Origin of the sequence: Candidatus Pantoea floridensis, from assembly GCF_900215435.1 — a bacterium.
GTDB lineage: Bacteria > Pseudomonadota > Gammaproteobacteria > Enterobacterales > Enterobacteriaceae > Pantoea > Pantoea floridensis.
Window position 1 is genome coordinate 2410213 of record NZ_OCMY01000001.1, and the last position, 23347, is coordinate 2433559.

General features: G+C 54.7%; 23 protein-coding genes. 16 read left to right on the forward strand and 7 right to left on the reverse strand.

Annotated features, from left to right (window positions below; genetic code table 11):
* Positions 1-149: 149 nt before the first annotated feature.
* Positions 150-707, reverse strand: a complete 558-nt coding sequence (locus tag CRO19_RS11410) for a YtfJ family protein (protein ID WP_097095904.1) — start codon at positions 705-707, stop codon at positions 150-152.
* A gap of 314 nt (positions 708-1021) precedes the next feature.
* Here CRO19_RS11410 and CRO19_RS11415 point away from each other — a divergent pair, with 314 nt between their 5' ends.
* The gene (locus CRO19_RS11415) at positions 1022-1228 is read left to right on the forward strand and encodes a DUF1107 domain-containing protein (RefSeq protein WP_007892150.1); all 207 of its coding nucleotides are present in this window, start codon (positions 1022-1024) and stop codon (positions 1226-1228) included.
* A gap of 79 nt (positions 1229-1307) precedes the next feature.
* On the opposite strand, the gene paeA is transcribed toward CRO19_RS11415, so the two are convergent.
* The gene (paeA, locus tag CRO19_RS11420) at positions 1308-2645 is read right to left on the reverse strand and encodes a polyamine export protein PaeA (RefSeq protein WP_097095905.1); all 1338 of its coding nucleotides are present in this window, start codon (positions 2643-2645) and stop codon (positions 1308-1310) included.
* Between the two features lie 440 nt (positions 2646-3085).
* On the opposite strand from paeA, the gene tamA reads away from it, so the two are divergent.
* Genes tamA through CRO19_RS11435 form a run of 3 tightly spaced genes read left to right on the forward strand, consistent with a single transcriptional unit; the run spans position 3086 to position 8948 of the window.
* The gene (gene tamA, locus CRO19_RS11425; protein WP_097095906.1) at positions 3086-4825 is read left to right on the forward strand and encodes an autotransporter assembly complex protein TamA; all 1740 of its coding nucleotides are present in this window, start codon (positions 3086-3088) and stop codon (positions 4823-4825) included.
* A complete protein-coding gene (tamB, locus tag CRO19_RS11430) occupies positions 4822-8592 on the forward strand; it encodes an autotransporter assembly complex protein TamB (RefSeq protein ID WP_097095907.1) in 3771 nt (1256 codons plus the stop codon). Before tamA ends, tamB begins: the two co-directional genes overlap by 4 nt.
* 2 nt (positions 8593-8594) lie before the next feature.
* Entirely contained in the window at positions 8595-8948 is a 354-nt protein-coding gene (locus tag CRO19_RS11435; protein ID WP_097095908.1) for a gamma-glutamylcyclotransferase family protein, read from the forward strand.
* Between the two features lie 107 nt (positions 8949-9055).
* Here the strand turns inward: CRO19_RS11435 and ppa are convergent, their stop codons facing one another.
* From ppa to CRO19_RS11450, 3 genes are all read right to left on the reverse strand, one after another.
* On the reverse strand, positions 9056-9586 hold the full coding sequence (gene ppa / locus CRO19_RS11440) for an inorganic diphosphatase (protein ID WP_007892166.1): 531 nt from the start codon (positions 9584-9586) through the stop codon (positions 9056-9058).
* Between the two features lie 100 nt (positions 9587-9686).
* The gene (locus CRO19_RS11445; protein WP_007892168.1) at positions 9687-10136 is read right to left on the reverse strand and encodes a DUF441 domain-containing protein; all 450 of its coding nucleotides are present in this window, start codon (positions 10134-10136) and stop codon (positions 9687-9689) included.
* 73 nt (positions 10137-10209) lie between these two features.
* A complete protein-coding gene (locus CRO19_RS11450; protein WP_097095909.1) occupies positions 10210-10626 on the reverse strand; it encodes a lysozyme inhibitor LprI family protein in 417 nt (138 codons plus the stop codon).
* A 170-nt stretch (positions 10627-10796) separates the two neighbouring features.
* On the opposite strand from CRO19_RS11450, the gene CRO19_RS11455 reads away from it, so the two are divergent.
* A complete protein-coding gene (locus CRO19_RS11455; RefSeq protein WP_097097643.1) occupies positions 10797-12365 on the forward strand; it encodes a methyl-accepting chemotaxis protein in 1569 nt (522 codons plus the stop codon).
* Positions 12366-12434: 69 nt separating this feature from the next.
* Here CRO19_RS11455 and fbp read toward each other — a convergent pair whose 3' ends face one another.
* A complete protein-coding gene (gene fbp, locus CRO19_RS11460; RefSeq protein ID WP_097095910.1) occupies positions 12435-13442 on the reverse strand; it encodes a class 1 fructose-bisphosphatase in 1008 nt (335 codons plus the stop codon).
* A 166-nt stretch (positions 13443-13608) separates the two neighbouring features.
* On the opposite strand from fbp, the gene mpl reads away from it, so the two are divergent.
* Positions 13609-14964 carry a UDP-N-acetylmuramate:L-alanyl-gamma-D-glutamyl-meso-diaminopimelate ligase gene (mpl, locus tag CRO19_RS11465; RefSeq protein WP_097095911.1) on the forward strand — a complete coding sequence of 452 codons (1356 nt, stop codon included), beginning with the start codon at positions 13609-13611 and terminating at the stop codon, positions 14962-14964.
* A gap of 86 nt (positions 14965-15050) precedes the next feature.
* On the opposite strand, the gene yjgA is transcribed toward mpl, so the two are convergent.
* Positions 15051-15593, reverse strand: coding sequence for a ribosome biogenesis factor YjgA (gene yjgA / locus CRO19_RS11470; RefSeq protein WP_097095912.1), 543 nt, complete (start codon positions 15591-15593; stop codon positions 15051-15053).
* A gap of 116 nt (positions 15594-15709) precedes the next feature.
* Here yjgA and pmbA point away from each other — a divergent pair, with 116 nt between their 5' ends.
* From pmbA to dagF, 10 genes are all read left to right on the forward strand, one after another.
* Positions 15710-17050, forward strand: a complete 1341-nt coding sequence (gene pmbA / locus CRO19_RS11475; protein ID WP_008103558.1) for a metalloprotease PmbA — start codon at positions 15710-15712, stop codon at positions 17048-17050.
* A gap of 72 nt (positions 17051-17122) precedes the next feature.
* Positions 17123-17512 carry a cytochrome b562 gene (gene cybC, locus CRO19_RS11480; protein WP_097095913.1) on the forward strand — a complete coding sequence of 130 codons (390 nt, stop codon included), beginning with the start codon at positions 17123-17125 and terminating at the stop codon, positions 17510-17512.
* Between the two features lie 254 nt (positions 17513-17766).
* On the forward strand, positions 17767-18105 hold the full coding sequence (locus CRO19_RS11485) for a glycine dehydrogenase (protein ID WP_097095914.1): 339 nt from the start codon (positions 17767-17769) through the stop codon (positions 18103-18105).
* Positions 18106-18122: 17 nt separating this feature from the next.
* Complete coding sequence (locus tag CRO19_RS11490; protein WP_009087404.1) at positions 18123-18479, forward strand: SFCGS family glycine-rich protein; 357 nt, start codon at positions 18123-18125, stop codon at positions 18477-18479.
* A gap of 2 nt (positions 18480-18481) precedes the next feature.
* Entirely contained in the window at positions 18482-18778 is a 297-nt protein-coding gene (locus tag CRO19_RS11495; RefSeq protein ID WP_097095915.1) for a DUF4312 family protein, read from the forward strand.
* 59 nt (positions 18779-18837) lie between these two features.
* Positions 18838-19614 carry a DUF4311 domain-containing protein gene (locus CRO19_RS11500; protein WP_007892190.1) on the forward strand — a complete coding sequence of 259 codons (777 nt, stop codon included), beginning with the start codon at positions 18838-18840 and terminating at the stop codon, positions 19612-19614.
* A gap of 12 nt (positions 19615-19626) precedes the next feature.
* Positions 19627-20274: a DUF4310 family protein gene (locus CRO19_RS11505; protein ID WP_097095916.1), complete on the forward strand. Its 648-nt coding sequence runs from the start codon at positions 19627-19629 to the stop codon at positions 20272-20274.
* Positions 20275-20365: 91 nt separating this feature from the next.
* Positions 20366-21499, forward strand: a complete 1134-nt coding sequence (locus CRO19_RS11510) for an amidohydrolase/deacetylase family metallohydrolase (protein WP_097095917.1) — start codon at positions 20366-20368, stop codon at positions 21497-21499.
* Positions 21483-22604: a DgaE family pyridoxal phosphate-dependent ammonia lyase gene (locus CRO19_RS11515; protein ID WP_097095918.1), complete on the forward strand. Its 1122-nt coding sequence runs from the start codon at positions 21483-21485 to the stop codon at positions 22602-22604. Before CRO19_RS11510 ends, CRO19_RS11515 begins: the two co-directional genes overlap by 17 nt.
* Positions 22601-23338, forward strand: a complete 738-nt coding sequence (gene dagF, locus CRO19_RS11520; protein ID WP_097095919.1) for a 2-dehydro-3-deoxy-phosphogluconate aldolase — start codon at positions 22601-22603, stop codon at positions 23336-23338. Before CRO19_RS11515 ends, dagF begins: the two co-directional genes overlap by 4 nt.
* The last annotated feature ends 9 nt before the right edge of the window (positions 23339-23347 follow it).

The following is a 23347-nucleotide window of genomic DNA, read 5'->3' on the forward strand; positions in this document are numbered from 1 at the left end:
TTCAGCGCCGTCTCCAATCACCGCACCTTCCGTAGCGGCGCGATTCATCGCGCAATGAATTGCGCCGCTACAATGTGTGCTCTCGGTAATGAGGTTTTCCATGTCTTAACTGACGAACATTACGCCATGAATGGCGACCCCGATAATCCTTACTTCTGCAATAGCTCATGAATCAGCTTCATCGCCTGCTGCACTTCATCCTGCGTTAGCGGCCCATCTTTGGCATAGCGCACATGCGCGGTGTTATCCAATATCACAATCGCCGAGCCGCCTTTCTCTAATTGCCAGGCCTGCCGAGCGCTGCCGTTGCTATCGACAATAAATTGCGACCACGGATATTGCTGCTTATTGCTCTCAATACTGCTGCGTACAAACATGCCGGTGCCAGGAATGGCATCGTCGGTATTTACAATGGTGGTCGTTTGATAACGATCGTGCGGCAGATGTGCCGCTTTAATCGCTTCAATCAGCGCTGCATTCTGCTCTTTAGCGGACGAACGGCCAGCGATATGTAAGATGACGCGTACTTTTCCACTCAGCTGCGCGCTATTCCAGGATTTGTAGCTAAACTTATCTTGTTGATAAAGCAGCTCTCCCCGGTCATTGATGCCCACGGCAGGCACGCGTTCACCCGTTTTGAATGCATGTGCCGAGGCCAGGGCAGGCAGCAGCAAAGCCAGTGCTAATACAGAATGTCCCAAACGCATTGTCAAACTCCTTGGTGATCCGACCAGTTGTTCATGTTCCTGCAATATTAGGCGTGGATAATGCGTCTGTCGCAATGAGTTAACAGGTTTGCAACCTATGCCACAATTCCATAATGAGTGAAGGTTTATACTGGGTTTAGTGAGGCTGATAACAGAGTATTCTGTAATGATGTGTCAATTCAGTAAATAATTCACTTTTTCGGAACATCGGCAACGAAGGATGCTCTATAGTTATGCTTCATTTGCGCTTCATGGGTTCGTGCCAAATTTGGTAACGACGGAGCGTATTAAAAAATTTTCAGGAGTTAATCAGCATGAAGATCTTCCAGCGCTATAATCCGCTGCAAATCGCGAAATATGTAAAAACGCTATTTAGAGGAAGGTTGTATATCAAGGATGTTGGCGCGTTTGAGTTTGATAAAGGCAAAGTCATGTTGCCTCGCGTTAAAGACAAACAACATCTTAGCGTGATGTCAGAGATCAACCGCCAGGTACTGCGGCTGCAAGCCGAGTACAACTAAGTAAGCAAAATAAAGGGCGCCGATGGCGCCCTCAGTATTTCTGCGGTTGGTGTTGTGTTGGTCGCGATAACTGGCGACTCTACGACGACTCCGATTCATCCACCGCATTCTTCGATACATTCAGCACCGGCGGACGTTCATCAATGCGTGTCACCAACAGCTGATCGATGCGGTAACTGTCAATATCGACCACTTCAAACTTGTAGCCGGAAAACTTCACAAAATCGGTACGCTTAGGAATTTTGCGCAGCATGTACATCATGAAGCCGCCAATGGTTTCGTAATTGCCAGACTGCGGAAAATCATCAATATCCAGCACGCGCATGACGTCATCAATCGGCGTACCGCCTTCTACCAGCCATGAGTTCTCATCACGCGCGACAATCTGTTCTTCCTGACCTTGGCCGACCAAATCGCCCATCAGCGTGGTCATCACGTCATTCAGCGTGATGATACCGACCACCAACGCATATTCGTTCATGATCACCGCGAAGTCTTCACCGGCGGTTTTGAAGCTTTCCAGCGCTTCAGAGAGCGTCAGCGTATCCGGCACAATCAGCGCCGAGCGAATTTGCACACCGCTGTTGAGCGTCAAACTCTGGTTGCCCAGTACGCGCAGCAGCAGTTCTTTCGAATCCACATAGCCGACGATATGGTCAATATCGCCATCGCACACGATAAATTTGGAGTGCGGATGCTGAGCGATTTTGGTTTTGAGGGTCGTTTCATCTTCGTGTAAATCGAACCACACCACGTTCTCGCGCGAGGTCATTGATGACGGCACGGTGCGTGATTCCAGTTCAAAAACGTTTTCAATCAGCTCATGTTCCTGCTTACGCAGCACGCCGGCCAAGGCGCCCGCTTCTACCACTGCATAAATATCGTCGGAGGTAATATCGTCTTTACGCACCATCGGCAATTTGAACATGCGGAAGAAGACGTTGGCTAAACCGTTGAATAGCCACACCAACGGGCGCAGCACCACTAAACAGAAGCGCATTGGGTTGATGATACGCAGCGCCACCGCTTCCGGTGCAATCATCCCTACGCGTTTTGGTGTGAGATCAGCAAACAGAATGAACAGGCTGGTTACAATGGTAAAAGAGCAGATAAAACTGAGTTGTTCTGCGAGTTCTGGGGCCACAAAGCGGCTAAACAGGCCATTGAAGGCAGGAGAGAAAGCCGCATCGCCGACAATACCGCCGAGGATAGCCACGGCATTGAGGCCAATTTGCACCACGGTGAAGAACATGCCGGGTTGTTCCTGCATTTTCAGCACGCGCTGTGCGTTGATATTGCCTTCGTCAGCCAGTAACTTCAGCTTGATCTTGCGGGCAGCCGCCAGCGAGATCTCCGAAAGAGAAAAAAATGAACTGATGAGAATCAGTAAAAGAATGACAAGTAAGCTATCGAGCATAAGAGATCCGTTGGGTTAATCACTTGTCATTTTTGGCCTGGGCAGCGCGGGAGTGGGCGTACATCCGGTACTCGCCAGTCAAACAGGCTATCCGTGCCAAAAATGTCTGCGCCATATCGACAAGATAAGGTTAACGTCGGGGCAGAAAAGAGTGCAGGCGAAGCCTGCTGGTCGCTGATTATAGCAGCAGCGCTTATCATGCCGCCAGAGGGGCGCACTGTGCGCTCGGATTAATCCGAGTGCGTGCGTGCCAGAGGCGGAAGACGTGCCTGGCTGTTGTATCGTTTCCCCCATTTACCGACAATAGCCCACAATTTGGCGTCGTCGCCGTTGTGGGTAAAAAGAGCGGCTATGCTGATGGGTACACGGCGGTGGTGATACCCTTCGAATGAATAAACGCCCCTGCGGAATAGGGGCCGGCATTATTAACAGGAGTACGTGTGCCACGATTTCATATTTATTGTTTGGCCAGCCTGTTGCTTGCTGCACCTGTCGTCGAGGCAGCCAAGGTGCGCTTGCAGTTGGAAGGCCTGACCGGGGATTTGCAAAAGAACGTCAGGGCACGCTTGTCCACCATTGGCAGTGACGAGGTGTCAAACGACGGCCGTTTCCAGGCTCGTGTCTCAGTGGCGATTAAAGAAGGCCTGCGCGCGCTAGGTTACTACGAACCGCAGATCGATTTCGAATCGCGCCCGGCGCCCCCGCAGGGTGGTCGTCCGGTGTTGATTGCCCACGTTACGCCTGGCGAACCGGTAAAGATTGGTGGCAGTAACATCGTGATAGAAGGTGAGGCGAAAACCGACGAGGACTACCAAGCCTGGGTTAAACAGGGCACACCAAAAGTCGGCACGCAGTTGAATCACGGCGCCTACGACAAATTCAAAAATGGTTTCTCCAGCCTGGCATTGCGTAACGGTTACTTTGACGGTGACTTTAAGCAAAGCCAGCTTGGCGTATCGGTCGAGCGCCGCGAAGCGTTCTGGGACATCAATTACGATAGCGGTCCGCGTTATCGTTTTGGTGACGTCAGCTTCGAGGGCTCGCAAATCAACGAAGCCTACTTGCAGAATCTGGTGCCGTTTAAAAAAGGCGATCACTACAGTTCGCGGGATCTAGCTGAGCTCAACCGCCGTTTATCCGCCACCGGCTGGTTTAACTCGGTGGTGGTGGCACCGGAGTTTGATAAAGGCCGTCAAACCAAAGTCCTGCCGCTCAGCGCCGCCGTATCGCCACGGGTGGAAAATACCATCGAAACCGGCGTGGGTTACTCCACTGACGTCGGTCCGCGTCTGAAAGGCACGTGGAAAAAACCGTGGATTAACAGTAGCGGCCACAGCCTGGCTGCCAGCGCCTACGTCTCCGGACCTGAGCAGCAGCTCGATCTCAGCTATAAAGTGCCGCTGCTGAAAAGTCCGCTGGAGCAGTATTACACCTTCTCCGGTGGCGTGAAGCGCACCGATCTCAATGACACTAAAGCCGATACCACTACGCTGGCGATGTCGCGCAACTGGGACAGCAGCAGCGGTTGGCAGAAGGCGATCAACCTGCGCTGGAGCCTCGATCACTTTACTCAGGCCAGCGTCACCAACACCACCATGCTGCTCTATCCGGGCGTGAGTCTGAACCGCACCCGTTCGCGCGGTGGGTTGATGCCAACGTGGGGCGATTCACAGCGTTATTCGGTGGATGTATCGGATACCACCTGGGGATCGGACGTTGATTTCATGATCCTGCAAGCGCAAAACGTCTGGATTCGTACCCTCGCCGACAAGCATCGCTTCGTGGCGCGCGGCAATCTTGGTTGGATTGAAACCAACAATTTCGACAAAGTGCCGCCGGACCTGCGCTTCTTCGCCGGTGGCGATCGCAGTATTCGTGGGTACAAATATAAAGACATCTCGCCGCGTGATGATAATGGCAAGCTGACCGGTGCCTCAAAAATGGCCACCGGCTCGCTCGAATATCAATATAACGTGACCGGAAAATGGTGGGGCGCGGTGTTTGTCGATTCCGGTGAAGCCGTTAACGACATTAAGCAGAGCAACGTTAAAACCGGCGCGGGCTTCGGCGTGCGCTGGTCTTCTCCGGTGGGGCCGATCAAGTTTGATATCGCACGGCCGATTGGCGATGACAAGGAGCATGGATTGCAATTTTACGTAGGATTGGGGCCTGAACTATGAAGCTATGGAAAAAGGTCCTGATTGGTATCGCTATTTTTTTAGTGCTGCTGCTTGGCGGCATCGCGTTTTTGGTTGGCACCACGCCCGGTTTGCATCTGCTGCTGAAAGGCGCCGATCGCTGGGTGCCGGGCTTATCGATCAAACAGGTTGACGGCGGCTGGCGCGATCTCACGCTGAGCGGTGTGAAGTATGAAATGCCAGGCGTCAGCGTGGATGCCGGGCGCTTCCATCTGGCGCTGAATCTCAACTGTTTGCTGCACTCCTCTGTGTGTGTGAATGATATCGCCTTGCAGGATGTTAGCGTGGTGGTGGATAGCAAAAAAATGGCCCCCGCCAGCGCGCCGCCACCGGAAGAGGAGAGCGGCAGCACCAATCTCAGCACGCCTTATCCCATTACGCTAAGCAAAGTGGGTTTGCATAACATCAACGTTAAGGTCGATGACACCGCGATTTCCCTGCTTGATTTTACCACCGGCCTGCAGTGGCAAGATCGTGCGCTGACGCTGACGCCCACCCATATCCAAAGCCTGCTGATTGCGCTACCGAAAGCGGCCAAAGTGGTGGATGAGCAAGTGGTGCAGCCTAAAGTGGAGCAGCCACAGCCGCTGGAAAAACCCCTCGGTGAAACGCTACAGGAGATGTTTGCTAAGCCGCTGCTGCCCGAAATGCCTGACTTCCAGCTGCCGCTGGATATCACCGTACAGGAGCTGCTGGGTGAACAGCTGCGTATTACCGGCGATACCGATGTCTCTATTACACGCTTGTTGCTCAAAGCGAAAACCGCCGATCGCCATTTGCAGTTAGAAACCTTCGATGTTGATTCGCCGCACGGGCAGGTAAACGCCAGCGGTGAAGCCACCCTTGCCGATAATTGGCCGGTGAATTTTGCGCTGAACGGCACGCTCAATCTCGATCCCATTAAGGGTGAGAAGATCAAAATGAACCTCGGTGGCGCAATGCGCGAGGAGCTGAAGCTGGGGCTCAATCTCTCTGGCCCGGTGCGCGCGCAGCTTGATGCCAGTGCCCAACCTGCGGTCGCCGGTTTACCGCTGGCGTTGCATCTCACCAGTCCGCAGCTGCGCTGGCCGCTAACCGGCCCGGTGCAGTATCAGGCCGATAATCTGGATTATCAGTTCAAGGGCAAAGCCACCGACTACGTGATGTCGCTGCGCACCGCAGTGAAAGGCGAAGGAGTGCCACCGGCGACGATTGCACTGGACGGCAAAGGCAACGAGCAGCAGTTCAATCTCGATAAACTGCGCGTCGCGGCGCTGCAGGGCAATATCGATCTGACCGCGCTGGTGGACTGGAGTAAAGCCATCAGCTGGCGCAGCGAGCTGACGCTGTCAGGTATTAACACCGCCAAACAGTATCCGGATTGGCCAGCGAAATTGGATGGCAAAATAGCCACGCGCGGGAGTCTGTACGGCGGAAGCTGGCAGCTCAGCGTGCCGCAGCTAGCGCTGAAAGGTAACGTGAAACAGAACGCGCTGAGTGCCAACGGCACGTTAACCGGCAACAGCTACAACCAGTGGAAAATTCCCGGCCTGAATCTGGCGCTGGGACGTAACCATCTGGACGTGAAGGGCGAGCTGGGTGATAGCCTCAACCTTGATGCCACGCTTGATGCGCCGCAGTTGAACAACGCGCTACCTGGCCTTGGCGGCGTAGCGAAAGGCACCCTTAAAGCGCGTGGCACTCTGCAGGCACCGCAGCTGCTGGCCGATCTCACGGCAACCGGCTTGCGCTGGCAGCAGCTGCAAATCCGGCGCATCGCCTTGCTGGGAGATGTGAAATCCAGCGATCAGGTGGCCGGGAAGCTGCAATTACGCGTGGAACAGCTGCAGCAAGATGCATTGAAAGTGAATCTGCTGACGCTGAATGCCGATGGTAATGAGCATCAGCATCAGCTGAAGCTCAATGTTGAGGGCGAACCGGTTTCCGGTCAGCTGGCGCTTAACGGCAGTTTCGATCGCAAAACTGAGCGCTGGCAGGGCAATCTTAACAACACCCGCTTTGACACGCCGGTAGGCGAATGGCGCCTGACGCGCGCAATGGCCATTGATTACCTCAACAGTAAACAGACGGCGACCATTGGGCCGCACTGCTGGCAGAATCCTAATGCGCAGCTGTGCGTGCCGGAACCGATTGAAGCAGGCGCCAGTGGACATGCACACGTCGTGCTTAATCGCTTCGATCTGGCGATGATCAAACCGTTCCTCACTGATGCCACCAAACTGAACGGGGTGTTCAGCGGTGATGCGCGCGTCAACTGGACGGCTGACGGCGCGTTGCCAACCGGTTCCGTTTCGCTGAAAGGTAATGGCGTTAAGGTGGAGCAGGATGTTCAAGGCAACAGCTTACCCATCGCCTTCGATACGCTGAATCTGAATGCGGCGCTGCGTAACGGTCGTGCGCAGCTGGATTGGCTGATCCATATCGTTAATAACGGGCAGCTAAGCGGTAACGTACAAATTGCCGATCCGCAGAACCGCCGGCAGCTGTCGGGCAACATCGGCATCAGCAATATTTCGCTGGCGATGCTCAATCCCGCGCTGATGTCAGGTGAGAAGATCAAAGGCAACCTGAACAGCAATCTGCGCCTTGGCGGTACGCTGCAGCAGCCGCAGGTGTTTGGCCAGCTGGGGCTCAGGGATGTGGATGTCGACGGCAGCTTTATGCCGGTCGATCTCACCGCTGCCAACCTCAATATGGTGTTCAACGGTATGAGCTCAACGCTCAACGGCCTGATCCAGACGGCGCAGGGCAATATCAATCTGAGCGGTGACGCTGACTGGAGCCAGTTGGATAACTGGCGAGCCCGCGTGGCGGCGCAGGGCAGTCGCGTACGCGTCACCGTCCCGCCGATGGTGCGCATGGATGTATCGCCAGATTTGGTGTTTGAAGCCACGCCAGCCGCGTTCAATCTGGACGGTAAAGTGGATATTCCGTGGGCGCGCATCACCGTGCAGGAAGTGCCAGAAAGCGCCACCGGCGTCTCCTCGGATGAAGTGATGCTGGATGAAAATCTCAAACCGATTCAGCCAAAAACGGCTGCTATTCCGATCAACAGCAATCTGATTATCCACGTGGGCAACGATGTACGCCTTTCAGCATTTGGCCTGAAAGCCAAGCTGAATGGCGATCTGAAGCTGGTGCAGGATAAAAATGGCCTTGGTCTGAACGGGCAAATCAATATTCCATCCGGCCGTTTCCACGCCTATGGTCAGGATCTGGTGGTGCGTAAAGGTGAGCTGCAATTTGCGGGGCCGCCGGATCAACCTTACGTCAACCTGGAAGCGATCCGTAATCCGGAAGCCACTGAGGATGACGTGACAGCGGGCCTGCGCGTGACGGGGCTGGCGGATGAGCCGAAAGTGGAAGTGTTCTCCGATCCGGCTATGTCTCAGCAGGAAGCACTTTCTTACTTATTACGCGGTCAGGGACTGGGCAGCGATGGTGACAGTAATGCATTAACTTCAGCGCTGGTAGGTTTGGGGGTTGCACAAAGTGGTCAGGTTGTGGGTAAAATCGGCGAGACATTCGGCGTCAGTAACCTCGCAGTTGACACCGCAGGCGTGGGCGACAGCCAGCAAGTGCAGGTCAGTGGTTATGTGCTGCCAGGTCTACAAGTAAAATACGGTGTTGGCATATTTGATTCACTGGCGACTTTAACCTTGCGTTATCGCCTGATGCCCAAACTCTATTTAGAAGCCGTGTCGGGTCTCGACCAGGCATTGGATTTGCTCTATCAGTTTGAGTTTTAGCAATGCGAATAATTGTCTATGGTAGTTTACGGCGCAAACAGGGAAACAGTCATTGGATGACGAATGCGCAATGGTTAGGTGACCATCAGATTGTTGGGTTTGATCTCTACAATCTGGGTCACTATCCGGGCGTGGTTGCAGGCGAAGGAAACGTCTCTTGCGAGGTTTATCGCATCGACGTCAGCACGCTCGGCGAGCTTGATGCCTTGCGCACTAAAAATGGCGAATACAAACGCCAACTCATCCAGACGCCTTACGGCAGTGCCTGGCTGTATGTCTATCAACGCTCAATCGCGGGGCGTACGCGCATCGCGAGCGGCGACTGGCTACGGCGTGATGACGAAACAGAAGCATAAATAAAAACACCGTCCATTGGACGGTGTTTTTTTATCTGCAAACCGGTCACCATGAATGACGACCTTACAGGGAAAGCAGGGCGCGCATTCATGCGCACCAGGCTTGCTTATTTCTTCTGTGCGCGCTCGTACGAAGCGATGATTTCAGCTTTGGCCGCTTCCGCGTTATCCCAGCCGTCAACCTTCACCCATTTGCCTTTTTCCAGATCTTTGTAGTGCTCAAAGAAGTGGGTGATCTGGGCTTTCAGCAGTTCTGGCAGGTCGTTCACATCTTTGATGTGATCGTACTCTTTGCTCAGCTTGGTGTGCGGAACCGCAACCAGCTTGGCATCTTCGCCAGACTCGTCGGTCATTTTCAGCACGCCAACTGGGCGGCAGCGAATCACTGAGCCCGGCACCAGCGGATACGGGGTCGGCACCAGTACGTCAACCGGGTCACCATCCAGAGACAGCGTGTGGTTGATGTAACCGTAGTTGCACGGATAGAACATGGCGGTAGACATGAAACGGTCTACAAACAGGGCACCAGACTCTTTGTCGACTTCATATTTGATCGGATCGGCGTTAGCCGGGATCTCGATGACAACATAGATATCTTCTGGCAACTCTTTACCTGCAGGCACCTGGTTCAAACTCATCTGGCTTTCCTTCATTAGTCATATGTTGAGTGACGGCTATTATAGCCAACTGACTCTGAAAGTATGCCCCCTTTTTGGCGTTTCAGAATGCTCCAACCTGCTACTTCGCGGTGACAAACAGCGAGACGATACCGGCAGCAATCAGTGGTCCGACCGGCACGCCGCGGAAGAAGGCCACGCCAATCACGGTGCCAATTAACAATCCACCAATTACCGACGGCTGCACGCTCATAAAGTTAACGCCGCGGCCACCCAGCCAGGCGACAAAAATGCCCACCACAATGGCCACAATCGATTGCCAATTCGCGAACGATTTCAGCAGCGAAGAGGCCGGCAGCGTACCGCTAGCCAGCGGCGCCATCACGGCAACGGTCAGGATAATAATGCCAATCTGAATGCCCTGTTTTTCCACATAGGGAAAGAACTGCGACAGCGGCGTGAGCTTAATCGCCAGCAAAATCAGAATAGAAATGGTAACGGCGCTGTTATGGACGAAGTAACTGAGGACGGCGAGGCAAACAAGAATGATGGTGGAGGCATAAGCAGCCATGGTTTCTCCCTGACGAGTGATGGGCGCGCTGACAAGTGGCCAGCGCTCAGCGTTATTTTAACGCCTCCATTAATCAACAATCGCCGGGGTTGGCGCAACTGCCTTTGTTAATTGATTGCAACATCAGCGCCTGATTCCGAACCAGGCTCACGCCTTGGGCACCCACCGATAGCGCTGCCATGCTGCCCTGGCTGCTCAGGAAATAACTGCGGCTGGCATCAAGCCAGCTGTCGCGATACGCCAGCCAGGCGCGCTGGGCGCTGCGCAATTTGTCTTTAGGGTCGCCGGTTAATTTTTTCATCGCTTGCGTGTACTGCACGTTCATCTCTTTGTCCCACGCCTTACTGGCAGTGTCGTAGCACTTCGACATACCGAGGGTGGTAGATTCCTTGTTCATACACTGGTCGAGCTGCTGATCGATGGGGTTTTGCTGCTGCGCCGAGGCAAAACCACTCACCAGTAACAACGCGACCGGGAGCCATTTTTTCATCATTTCCTTCCTTAATTTTCTGCAGCGGACTTCAACAAAAGTGAAGCGTAGGCGTTAGTGAGCAGATTGACCATCAACAAAGGATAAAGTTTCACAGCGACACTGCCGATAATCTCTCCGTTTTAGGGCCAGCGGATTTCTGCCTTTTCGTGCAAACGGGGACAATCATGATCAAAAAGCTATCAATTCGTACTGCATTACTCACGCTCCTGGCTTTTATGACGCTACTGTTATTGGTGGTAAGCGCCATGGGCATTTCTGCTATTAACTCTGGCAATCAATCACTTGATACCATTAATCGTATTCAGGGGATTGAGTTGAACAGTTTGTACCAAAGCAATGCCGATCTGATGCGCGCGCGCGCGAGCGCAGCATTGGCGGTGCGCAAAATTGAAATTGGCTTACTGGATGAAGGCAGCAGCGTCACCAAACAGGCGCAGGCGGATGTGGCAAGCTCTCAGCGCCATCTCAACGCCTTTATTGACGCGGGAACGGTGACGGCGCAGGGAAAAACCCTCGCCGATGCTGTAGCGGCGACGTTTGCGGCGTATCACAAGGGCGCGATTATGCCGATGATGGATGCGCTGGAAAAACAGTACACCGATGAGTATTACCAGGTGCTGGAGGGCAATCTTTCGATGCTAGCGGGCAACTATGCCAAAGCCGTCAATGACTTTAGCCTCTACGCCGACGGCATCTCCGCTGCCCGTCTGGCGCAGGCGGCGCGCAATGAAACGCAGATGAAGATCATGATTGGTGTAGCGATGGCGCTGACATTGCTGCTGATCGCATTGGCCTGGGAACTGTTGCGTCGTTCACTGCTACGGCCGCTCGATGGTGCGATTCAGCATCTTGAGCAGATTGCCGCGGGCGATTTATCGCAGCCGCTGCCTGAAGCCGGGAAAAATGAGCTGGGTCGTCTTAATCAGGCGCTGGCCAACATGCAGCAGGCCCTGAGCAGCTCGGTGAGCTCGGTGCGTGAAGCCAGCTTGCAAATTGACGTGGGCAGTCGCGAGTTAGCGGCGGGCACCGTGCATCTTTCCCAGCGTACTGAAGAGTCCGCCGCCTCGCTGGAGCAAACCGCCGCCAGCATGGAGCAGCTGACGGCCACCGTGCGCCTCAACGCCAGCAATGCCAAAGAGGCCAATCAGCTTGCCAGCAATGTATCCGACAGCGCCGATCGCGGTGCCGAAGTGGTGGGCTATGTGATGGAGAAAATGCAGGAAATCACGCAAAGCTCTAACCGTATTGGCGACATCCTCAGCGTGATTGATGGCATTGCCTTCCAGACCAACATCCTCGCCCTGAACGCGTCGGTCGAAGCGGCACGGGCTGGTGAGCAAGGGCGCGGTTTTGCCGTGGTCGCTAATGAAGTGCGCACGCTGGCGGGTCGCAGCGCTACTGCGGCCAAAGAGATTCGTGAGCTGATCGCGGAATCGCAATCGCGCGTAAAAGAGGGCAGCGACATGGCTACGCGCGCGGGTGAAACCATGGATGAAATCTCTAGCGAAGTGATGCGCGTGACCTCGCTGATGAAAGAGATTTCCATCGCCTCGCAAGAGCAGAGTCGCGGCATTGAGCAGGTGAATCAGGCGGTGACGCAGATGGATGAAGCCGCCCAGCAAAACGCCGCACTGGTGGAAGAAGCCAGCGCCGCTACGCAATCGCTGGAAGCGCAGTCGCAGCAGTTGCAGGATTCGATGGCGCATTTCCGCGTGGTTGCTGCTCTGCCTTCGTAAGGAGGCGCATTCATACGCAGCAATAAAAAGCCCGCACGGAGGCGGGCTTCATTGCATCAGGCTCGCAACTTACGCTGAATGGTCGTCCGGGTACTCACGGATAAAGCGTTCAACGTCGCCTACCATCGCATCGTTGCCGCAGAAGAACGGGCAGCGCTGGTGCAGCGTTTCTGGCTGGATATCAAGGATGCGATTGGCACCGTCGCTGGCTTTACCGCCCGCTTGCTCAGCGAGGAAGGCCATTGGGTTGCATTCGTACAGCAGACGCAGCTTGCCTTGCGGATGGCTGGCGGTGCTTGGATAAAGATAGATGCCGCCTTTCAGCAGGTTACGATGGAAATCGGCCACTAGTGAACCAATATAGCGCGAGGTATACGGACGCTTGGTGGCGATATCTTCTTCCTGACAGAACTTCAGGTATTTCTTCACGCCCTGTGGGAAGCGAATGTAGTTACCTTCGTTAATCGAATAGGTGTAACCCTTCTCTGGGAAGGTCATGCGCTCGTGGCTCAGGCAGAACACGCCGAGTGACGGATCGTAAGTAAACGCATGCACGCCCACGCCAGTGGTATACACCATCATGGTCGAGGAGCCGTACACCACGTAACCGGCCGCAACCTGCTTGTTGCCCGGCTGCATAAAATCGGCTTCGGTAATCGGCGTGCCAGGCTCGCTGATACGGTGATAGATGGAGAAAATGGTACCCACGGAGACGTTAACATCGATATTCGAAGAACCATCCAGCGGATCCATCAACACCACGTATTTGCCATTCTCTGAACCTTCAAAGATGACAAACTCATCTTCTTCTTCCGAGGCGATACCGGCCACCACGCCACGCGCTTTCAAAGCGGCTTTCAGCTTTTCGTTAGCGAACAGATCGAGCTTCATCTGCTGCTCACCCTGCACGTTTTCCACGCCGCTGGCACCCAGAATATCCACCAGACCCGCTTTATTGATATCGCGGTGGATAATTTTAGCGCCAAGCTTAATGGAAGAAATCAGCGCCGTCAGTTCACCTGTGGCGTGTGGAAAGTCGTGTTGCTTCTCGACGATGAATTCGCCTAACGTTTTCATAACACATTCCCTGAATCTACGATGGAGTGGCAGCAGCTGTAACAAGCTACCAACGTATGAGCGCAGTTTAGCCGATTGAACTTTAAAAACCATAGTCCTAATCCGTTTCTTCCCTCTCAACTCGGCGTTACACTGTGCGCCGAACTTTTGAGTAATGGATCTCTTTATGCGTATTCACATCCTCGGGATTTGTGGCACTTTCATGGGTGGCCTGGCGATGCTCGCTCGCGCGCTGGGACATGAAGTTACCGGCTCAGACGCCAATGTCTATCCGCCGATGAGCACGTTACTGGAACAGCAAGGCATTGAATTAACTGAAGGTTACGATGTTAGTCAGCTTAATCCGCAGCCGGATCTTGTGATCATTGGCAACGCAATGACGCGCGGTAATCCGTGTGTGGAAGCGGTACTGGAACGTAACATTCCTTACCTCTCTGGACCGCAGTGGCTTCACGATTTCGTGCTGCGCGATCGTTGGGTGCTGGCCGTTGCCGGAACGCACGGTAAAACCACCACAGCCGGCATGGCAGCGTGGATTCTCGAGGCTTGCGGCCTTGAACCAGGCTTCATCATCGGTGGTGTGCCAGGAAACTTTGAGGTTTCGGCAAAATTAGGAAAAAGTCCATTCTTCGTCATCGAAGCGGATGAGTACGACAGCGCGTTCTTCGACAAGCGTTCCAAATTTGTGCATTACTGCCCGCGCACGCTGATCCTCAACAACCTCGAATTCGATCACGCCGATATCTTTGACGATCTGCGTGCGATCCAGAAGCAGTTCCATCACTTGATCCGCATCGTGCCGGGCCAGGGCAAGATCCTGCTGCCGGAACACGACAACAACCTCAAGCAGGTGATGGCGATGGGCTGCTGGAGTGAGCAGGAAAGCGTGGGTGATAACGGTCACTGGCAGGCGAAAAAGCTCACGCCTGACTCCTCACATTGGGAAATCTGGCTCGATGGCGAGAAAGTGGGCGAAGTGAACTGGGCGCTGGTTGGCGAACACAACATGCATAATGGCCTGATGGCGATTGCAGCTGCCCGCCATGTCGGTGTGAAACCGGTGGATGCCGGTGAAGCGCTGAGCAGCTTCATTAATGCCCGTCGTCGTCTTGAACTGCGCGGTGAAGTGAATGCCATCAAAGTGTATGACGATTTTGCTCATCACCCTACGGCGATTCTGGCCACGCTGGCGGCGCTGCGCAGCAAAGTGGGCGGCACGGCGCGCATTCTGGCGGTACTGGAGCCGCGTTCCAACACCATGAAAATGGGCGTGAGTAAGAATGAGCTGGCGCCTTCTTTAGGGCGCGCAGATGAAGTGTTCCTGTTCCAGCCGCACCATATTCCGTGGCAGGTTTCTGATGTGGCGGAAGCGTGCATCCAACCGGCGCAGTGGAGCGCGGATATTGATACGCTGGTCGAGATGGTGGCGAAAAAAGCCCAGCCAGGCGATTCGATTCTGGTAATGAGTAACGGCGGGTTTGGTGGCATTCACCAGAAACTGCTGGAGCGGTTAGGGCGCTGATTTAGCGGTGGCCATCAATGGCCACCCTACAACGGTACATCGTAAGGTCGGCATTCATGCCGGCCTTTTTCATGTCCGCTGAAAACTTACGCTTCTGCCAGCTCGCGCAAATACTGGAAAATCTGGCGTGCAGATTTTGGTGGCTTATTGGTGGCTTTCTCTTTCTGCGCGTTACGGATCATGCTGCGCAGCTGCTGGCGATCGGCGTGCGGGTAGAGGTTAAACACTTCGGCTACCGCGTCATCACCCTGCTCGATCAAACGATCGCGCAAAATCTCAAGCTTGTGGAACAGCGCAACCTGCTGGTTGTGACGGTTCTTCAGCTTATCCAGCGCCTGACGAATCGGATCTTCATCACGTGCGCGTAGCATCTTACCAATCAGCTGCAGCTGACGGCGACGGCCTTCTTTCTTGATGCGCTGCGCCAGTTCAATCGCGTCGCGCAGCTGTTCGTCGAGGGGGATTTTGTCGAGGGAGTTTTTCCCCAGGTCAACTAACTCGGCACCAAGGCGTTTCAGCTCTTCGGCATCGCGTTTAATTTCGCTTTTGCTGACCCAGATAATCTCTTCATCTTCTTCGTCATTATTATCCGGCACATCGTCGAGCCAGTCTTCGGGCTGCTTGGTCATCTCTTGGCTCCCTAAAAAAAAGAGGCTAATCCTACCAGTTTATCGGGCGACTGCGAAATTGTTCTCTGAGTCTGATAGACTCAATTCATTCATACTTAAGATTAGACGGCAGGTCGATGAACGTATCTACTCAGGTTGCAGAACAACGTAAAGTGTTGGAACAGGCTGTCGCGCAGGCGTTGGAATTGGCAAAAGCCAGCACCGATGGCGCTGAAGTGGCGGTCACGAAAACCACCGGCATCGGCGTCAGCACCCGCTATGGCGAAGTGGAAAACGTCGAATTCAACAGCGATGGTGCGCTCGGCATCACCGTCTACCATCAAAACCGCAAAGGCAGCGCTTCATCAACCGATCTTAGCCCGGATGCGATTAAACGCACGGTGCAGGCGGCGATCGATATTGCGCGTTACACCTCGGTTGATCCTTTTGGCGCCCCTGCCGATCCCGAACTGCTGGCATTTGAAGCGCCGGATCTCGATCTCTACCACCCATGGGAGATCGATGCCGATCGCGCGATCGAACTGGCGGCGCAGGCGGAACAGGCTTCATTGCAGGCCGACAAGCGCATCACCAATACCGAAGGCGGCAGTTTTAATAGCCACGTCGGCATTAAAGTTTTCGGTAACAGCCACGGCATGTTGCAGAGCTATTGCTCGAGCCGCCATTCGCTCTCCAGCTGCGTCATTGCGGAGCAGGACGGCAATATGGAGCGCGATTACGCGTACACCATTGGCCGTTCATTTGACGATCTGAAAAGCGCGGATTGGGTCGGTGCAGAGTGCGCGCGTCGCGTGCTGGCACGTTTGGCACCGCGCAAGCTCTCCACCATGAAAGCGCCTGTTATCTTCGCGCCGGAAGTCGCCACCGGCCTGTTTGGCCATCTGGTTGGCATGATCAGCGGCAGCAGCGTCTATCGTAAATCCACCTTCCTGCTGGATTCACTCGGCAAGCAAATTCTGCCGGAGTGGCTGACGATTGAAGAACATCCGCATCTGCTGAAAGGCCTGGCCTCCACGCCGTTCGACAGCGAAGGCGTGCGCACCCAGTCGCGAGACATCATCAAAGACGGCGTGTTGCAAAACTGGTTATTGACCAGCTACTCGGCGCGTAAGCTGGGCTTGCAGAGCACCGGCCATGCGGGCGGCATCCACAACTGGCGCATCGCCGGACAGGGCCACAGCTTTGACGACATGTTGAAGCAGATGGGCACCGGTTTAGTGGTAACCGAGATGATGGGTTCCAGCATCAACGGCATGACCGGGGACTATTCACGCGGTGCGTCAGGTTTTTGGGTCGAAAACGGTGAGATTCAATATCCTGTGAGCGAGATCACAATCGCCGGAAACCTCAAGGATATGTGGCTCAATATGGTAACTGTCGGTAACGACATTGAAACGCGCAGCAATATACAATGCGGTTCGGTGCTGCTGCCGGAGATGAAAATCGCCGGACAATAAGAGTCATCGCTTTCTGAAAGCAGCCCATGAGGCTGCTTTTTTTTCGCCCGACAATAATAAAAGGAAATACCAATGCGTAATAAGCATTTGATCGCAATGTTGTCTTTGTCGCTGTTGTTCTCCTCGGCTAGCGTATTTGCGGCCGATCTGGAAAAAGATATGGATACGCTTAAGGATGGTCTGAGCGTGGTGAAAAAAACCTCTGACGCGCAGGAAATGCACACCGCGCTGGGCAAGATGCGTCAGGCGGCAACGGATGCGAAGCAATCCACGCCGGAAAAACTGCAGGGGCAGCCGGCCGATAGCGCGCAGATTAAGGATTTTCACGCCGGTCTGGATTCACTGATTGCACAGATCGATGTGGTTGATCAGCTGGCGCAAGCCAACAAACTGGACGAAGCCAAAACCGAAGCGAAGAAACTGGAAGATATTCGCAACGCCAACCATAAGAAATTCCGCTGATAAACCGGCCAGCCCTGCGGCTGGCCTTATTGTTTCCTGTCGCCTCTCCGTTTTATCCCGCATAAATCCATCATTTTTCGCATTTTGTGACCCATTTCGCACACTTCGTGCGTCCTGAGATCTGGCGCACACTCGCCCGCGCTATTTCCACTTCCAGGTGGAAAAGAAGCGTCTCAACAGCTTTAAGAGGAACGCGTAACTTTCTTAACAACAAGAATTATCTGTAATTGTCCGCTGTAAACAGGAGTAACAAGGTGAGGAGTGAAGCTGTCCCACTGAAACAGAGCACGCCGGAGGCAATTCAGGCACTGGCGGATAAGGTGATGAGCCAAATAGCGGCGATTTACGCCGCGCACCATATTGAGGCCAATGCCGTTCAGCAGCAGATGTTGGCGTCACATGTACGGGCGATGGCATCGCGATCGCTTACTGGCGAAGCGTTGCCGGATGTTGAAGCTGAATTGTTTGAAGATATCTCGCCAGAAACCATGGCGCTGGCGCAGCAGGTCGTTGATCTGTTTGGCAATCTGCCAAAAGAAGAAGCCTGGCTGTTATCCGTCCATATCGAAGTGGCGAAATCGAACGAAGCATGAATTGCGAGGAAATGAACATGGTAACTGTAGTGATTGGCGATCGTCTGGGTAAAGGTCAGAAAGTGGCAGCGGGCATCGAGAAAGCCGGTGGCCGTGCGGTGGTGGTGCCGGGCGTGGCTGCTGACATGAAGCTGGGCGACGTGATGAAAGCGGAAAATGCCGACTTCGGCATCTCCTTCTGCGGCAGCGGCGGCGCTGGCGCCATCACCGCGCAGAACAAATATGGTTACAAAGCCAAACACGGCATGCGCTCTATCGATGAAGGCGTTACCGCCATCAACGAAGGTGCCACCGTGCTGGGCTTCGGCTTTATGGATAAAGAAGAGCTGGGTGAGCGGCTGGTACAGGCCTGGAATAAAAAACACGGCAGCTAAGTATGAAACAGCAATACGAGATGCAGGTAAAGGTGCAGGGCAAAGGCGAGAGTAAAGCAAAAGCCTTTGCCGATGCGCTGAGCAGGGTGCAGCAGCAAGTGCTGCGCACCAGCCAAAAGATTCTGTTGCGCATTGAACCCATAGATGTGCGGGTGCTGCGCGCGCAGGAGAGCGTGCGAAGGGAGAAGTTTCTATTCTTTTTCCTCGCGCGCGAGCGACGGAGTTACAGCGTTGAGCTGGAAATTACCGTTAGCGTCACCGTGATCGACACCGAGAAAGTTGAATTTACGGCGACCTAAAAGAACTGCCCGGCATCGCACTGTGTTGGGTAAAAAAACGACAACAAAGGGTCAACAACATGTTTTTAATCATTTTGTTTAAGTCGTTAATCATTGGCGGATTGGTTGGCGTTGGGGTAGGAGCGGGCGCAGCGCGCATGTTCCACGCACCAACCACCCAAGGTATGGGCGCGTTCCGTACCCTGGGTGAACTCAATTCCTGCGAAGGCGATCCGGCATCGCACTTCTCCTTTGGTCTCGGCTTCTTCTTTAACGCCTGGGCATCATCCGTCGCAGCAGGTTCTTTCACGCAGGACGTCGATCACCGCATTCTGCCGAACTGGGGCGCGGCCGCCTTGATGGTGAAAAATCGCAACGTAGCGGAAACGTTGCACAACCCGAAACGCATGGCGATTGCCTGCGGCATCATCGGCATGATCGTGGTGGCCTTCCTCAATAGCACCGCCTCAGCGGTTCCTGCGGCACTGCAGGTTACGGCAGTGAAAGTGCTGGTACCGGCAGCGAATCTGTTGGTGAACACCGTAATGCCGGTGATCTTCTGGCTGGCGGCGATTGATGCCGGTAAGAAATCAGGCTTCTGGGCCACCATTTTTGGCGGTCTGGCGCAGTTGATTATGGGGAACGCGGTGCCAGGTTTGGTGCTCGGTATTCTGATTGGTAAAGGCGTGGAAGAGAGCGGCTGGAATAAGGTCACTAAAGTGATGATGTTCGCCATCGTGCTGCTGTTTGCGTTAAGCGGCTTCTTCCGCGGATTCGACATGAAACTGCTGCAATCCTTCCAGCTGGGTATTCCGGGCTGGCTGGATATGATCCACAACAGCGTCAGCGGCAAATAAGGAGCCATCAGCATGAACGAGAACGTAAACAAAGGGTTCTGGTACGCCGACTGGTCTTTCCCGATTTTTGTCGGTTTGCTCTCTTCCGGCGTATTTGCCGGTACGCACATGTATTACCTGTATGGCATTGGTGCCTTCAACGAAGTGGCGTTCGTTTCGATGCTGCGTTCCGGTATGGAAACCGGCGTGTATGGCGCGGTAGCGGCGTTTGGCGCCAGCTTCCTGTTCGCACGCATTATCGAAGGTTCGCTGGTGGGGATTCTCGATATTGGCGGTGCGATCCAGACTGGCGTCGGCCTCGGTGTGCCTGCGCTGCTGCTGGGTGCCGGTATTGTTTTCCCGGTGGCGAACTTCGCCGCGTCGTTGGCAACCGGTTTGGTGGTGGGTTTAGCGATTGGATATCTGATTATTCTGGCGCGTAAGTTCACCATTAACCAAAGCGACTCCACCTACGGTGCGGACGTGATGATGGGCGCGGGTAACGCTTCAGGTCGCTTCCTGGGGCCGTTGATTATCCTGTCTGCGATGGCCGCATCCATTCCTATCGGCCTGGGTTCATTGGTGGGCGCGCTGCTGTTCTACCTGTGGAACAAGCCGATTACCGGCGGCGCAATTCTGGGTGCCATGGTGCTGGGCGCGCTGTTCCCGATTTCGCTGTAATGCGGCTGATTGGACGGTCGCCATTAATGGCGACCCTACATGTTGGGGGCGCATTCATGCGCACCTGAAAAATCGCAGTAAAGGAGTGAGCATGTTTGATCTGATTCTGCGCCGCGCACGTCTGTGCGACGAACAGCTGGTGGATATCGCCATCCAGCACGGCAAAATTGTCGCCGTCGGTGAAGTGAATGGCACGGCGCAGCAGGAGCGCGATTTGGCGGGGCGCTTCTACGTGAGCGCTGGCTGGATTGATAGCCACGTGCACTGTTATCCCAAATCCCCGATTTATCACGATGAAGCCGATAGCATTGGCATGGCGCAAGGCGTCACCACGGTGGTTGATGCGGGCAGCACCGGCGCGGATGACATCGACGACTTCTATCAGCTCACGCGTACGGCAACCACCGAAGTTCGCGCGCTGATTAACATTTCACGCACCGGTATTGTGACGCAAAACGAGCTGGCCGATATGGCGCAGATCGATGGCGATGCGGTGGTGCAGGCGGTAAAACGCCGTCCCGACTTTATCGTTGGCCTGAAAGCGCGCATGAGCAGCAGCGTAGTGGGCGAAAACGGCATTCAGCCGCTGGTGCGCGCCAAAGCCATTCAGCAGGCAGCAGGTAATCTGCCGCTGATGGTACACATCGGTAACAATCCGCCGGTGCTGGAGGAGATTGCCGATCTGCTGACCTCCGGCGACATCATCACGCACTGCTTCAACGGCAAACCGAACCGTATCTTGTCTCCGCAGGGCGAGCTCAAAGCCGCAGTGAAAAATGCCATCGCGCGCGGCGTGAAGCTGGATATCGGTCACGGCAGCGCCAGCTTCAGTTTTGCAGTGGCACGCGAGGCGATCGCGCAGGGCATTCTGCCTGACACCATCAGCTCCGACATTTATTGCCGCAACCGCCTCAACGGACCGGTGCATAGCCTGGCGCACGTGATGTCGAAATTCTTCAGTATTGGCATGACGCTGCCGCAAATTATTGCATGCGTCACCGCCAATGCCGCCGCTGGCCTGCGTCTGGCGGGCAAAGGGCGCTTAACCGAAGGTTATGACGCCGACCTGACCATTTTTACCGTCAAAGAGGAAACCCGCTCGTTCGTCGATGCTGAAGGCGACCAGGTTTTGGGTGAACAACATTTGCTGCCGCAGGCCGTAGTTATCGGCGGTCACTGGCATCTGACTGATGAAGGGAAAGCCAATCATGTCTTCGATTTATGAAAAATATGACCTGAAACAGGTCATCAACGCCTCGGGCCGCATGACGATTTTAGGCGTGTCCACGCCGTCCGCGGATGTGGTAGACACCGTAGGCTACGGTCTGAATCACTATTTCGAGATGAAAGATCTGGTCAACAAGACCGGCGCTTACATCGCCACATTGCTGGACGTGGAAAGCGCAGTAGTGGTGTCCTGCGCCTCGGCGGGCATCGCGCAGAGCGTGGCGGCGGTGATCGTTAAAGACAACGACTGGCTGCTGGAAAATCTGCACGCCGCGCCGCTTAACGTACCGCACGATATCGTGGTGCCAAAAGGGCACAACGTGAACTTCGGCGCACCGGTCGGCACCATGGTGGCGCTGGGTGGTGGTCGCCTGATCGAAGCGGGCTACAGCAACGAATGTTCGCCAGAGCAGCTGGCGGCGGCGATCACGCCCACCACCGCGGCACTGATGTATATCAAATCGCACCACTGCGTACAGAAAAGCCATCTGAGCGTTGAGCAGGCGGCCGTCGTGGCGCGCAAACACAGTATTCCCCTGATTGTGGATGCCGCAGCTGAAGAAGATTTGCAGTGCTATTACAAAATGGGCGCTGATTTAGTGATTTACAGCGGTGCCAAGGCGATTGAAGGGCCAACCAGCGGTCTGGTGATTGGCCGCACGCAGTACGTTGAGTGGGTGAAACGTCAAAGCAACGGCATTGGCCGCGCGATGAAAGTCGGCAAAGAGGGCATCCTCGGCCTGACGCAGGCAATTGAAAACTATCTGGTACAGCCAAAAACCAGCGGTGCCGAGATGGTGGCTAACATGACGCCGTTTATCGACAACCTCAACACGCTGAACGGCGTGAGCGCGCGCGTGGTGTGGGATGCGGCAGGGCGCGATATTGCGCGTGCCGAAATCAAGTTCGATGAAGCGGTCACCGGCTGGCCGACCGGCGAGCTGGTACAGGCGCTGAAAACCGGCGACATCGCCATCTATTTCCGTGGCTACAAAGCCAACGAAGGCATTATCGAAGCCGATGTGCGCAGCGTCAGCGCCGAACAGCTGCACATCATCTTTAGCGCTATCCAGGCGTTGATCAGCGGAGGAAAACGCGCATGAGTCTGAACCCGAATTTTTATCAGGATCGCCTGTGCCTTAACGTACTGGCCGGTTCCAAACAGAATGCCAAAGAAATCTGGCAGGCGGCCGAAGGCCATGTTTTGGTCGGCGTGTTATCGAAAAACTATGCCAGTAATGAAGACGCGATTGCCGATATGCGTGAGTATGCGGCGCTGATCGACAACGCGCTGTCAGTTGGGCTGGGCGCGGGCGATCCCAATCAGTCGACGATGGTGAGCGAAATCTCGGCGGTGCTGCAGCCGCAGCACGTTAATCAGGTGTTCACCGGCGTGGCGACCAGCCGCGCACTGCTCGGCCAGAGCCAAACCGTGGTGAATGGATTGATTTCACCTACCGGCACGCCTGGTATGGTGAAAATCTCCACCGGACCGCGCAGCTCAAAGAGCGCCGACGCGATTGTGCCGATCGACAGCGCCATCGCCATGCTGCAGGACATGGGCGGCAGCTCGGTGAAATACTTCCCAATGGGCGGCCTGAAGGCGGTGAATGAGTATCGCGCGGTGGCGGAAGCCTGTGCGCATCACGACTTCTGGCTGGAGCCAACCGGCGGCATCGATCTTAACAACTTCGAAGAGATTGTACGTATTGCGCTTGATGCAGGCGTAAGCAAAGTGATCCCGCACGTCTACAGTTCGATTATTGATAGCGCAAGCGGCGACACGCGCATTGACGACGTGCGTCAGCTTCTGGCAACGTGCAAGAAACTGCTGTAACAAATGAGT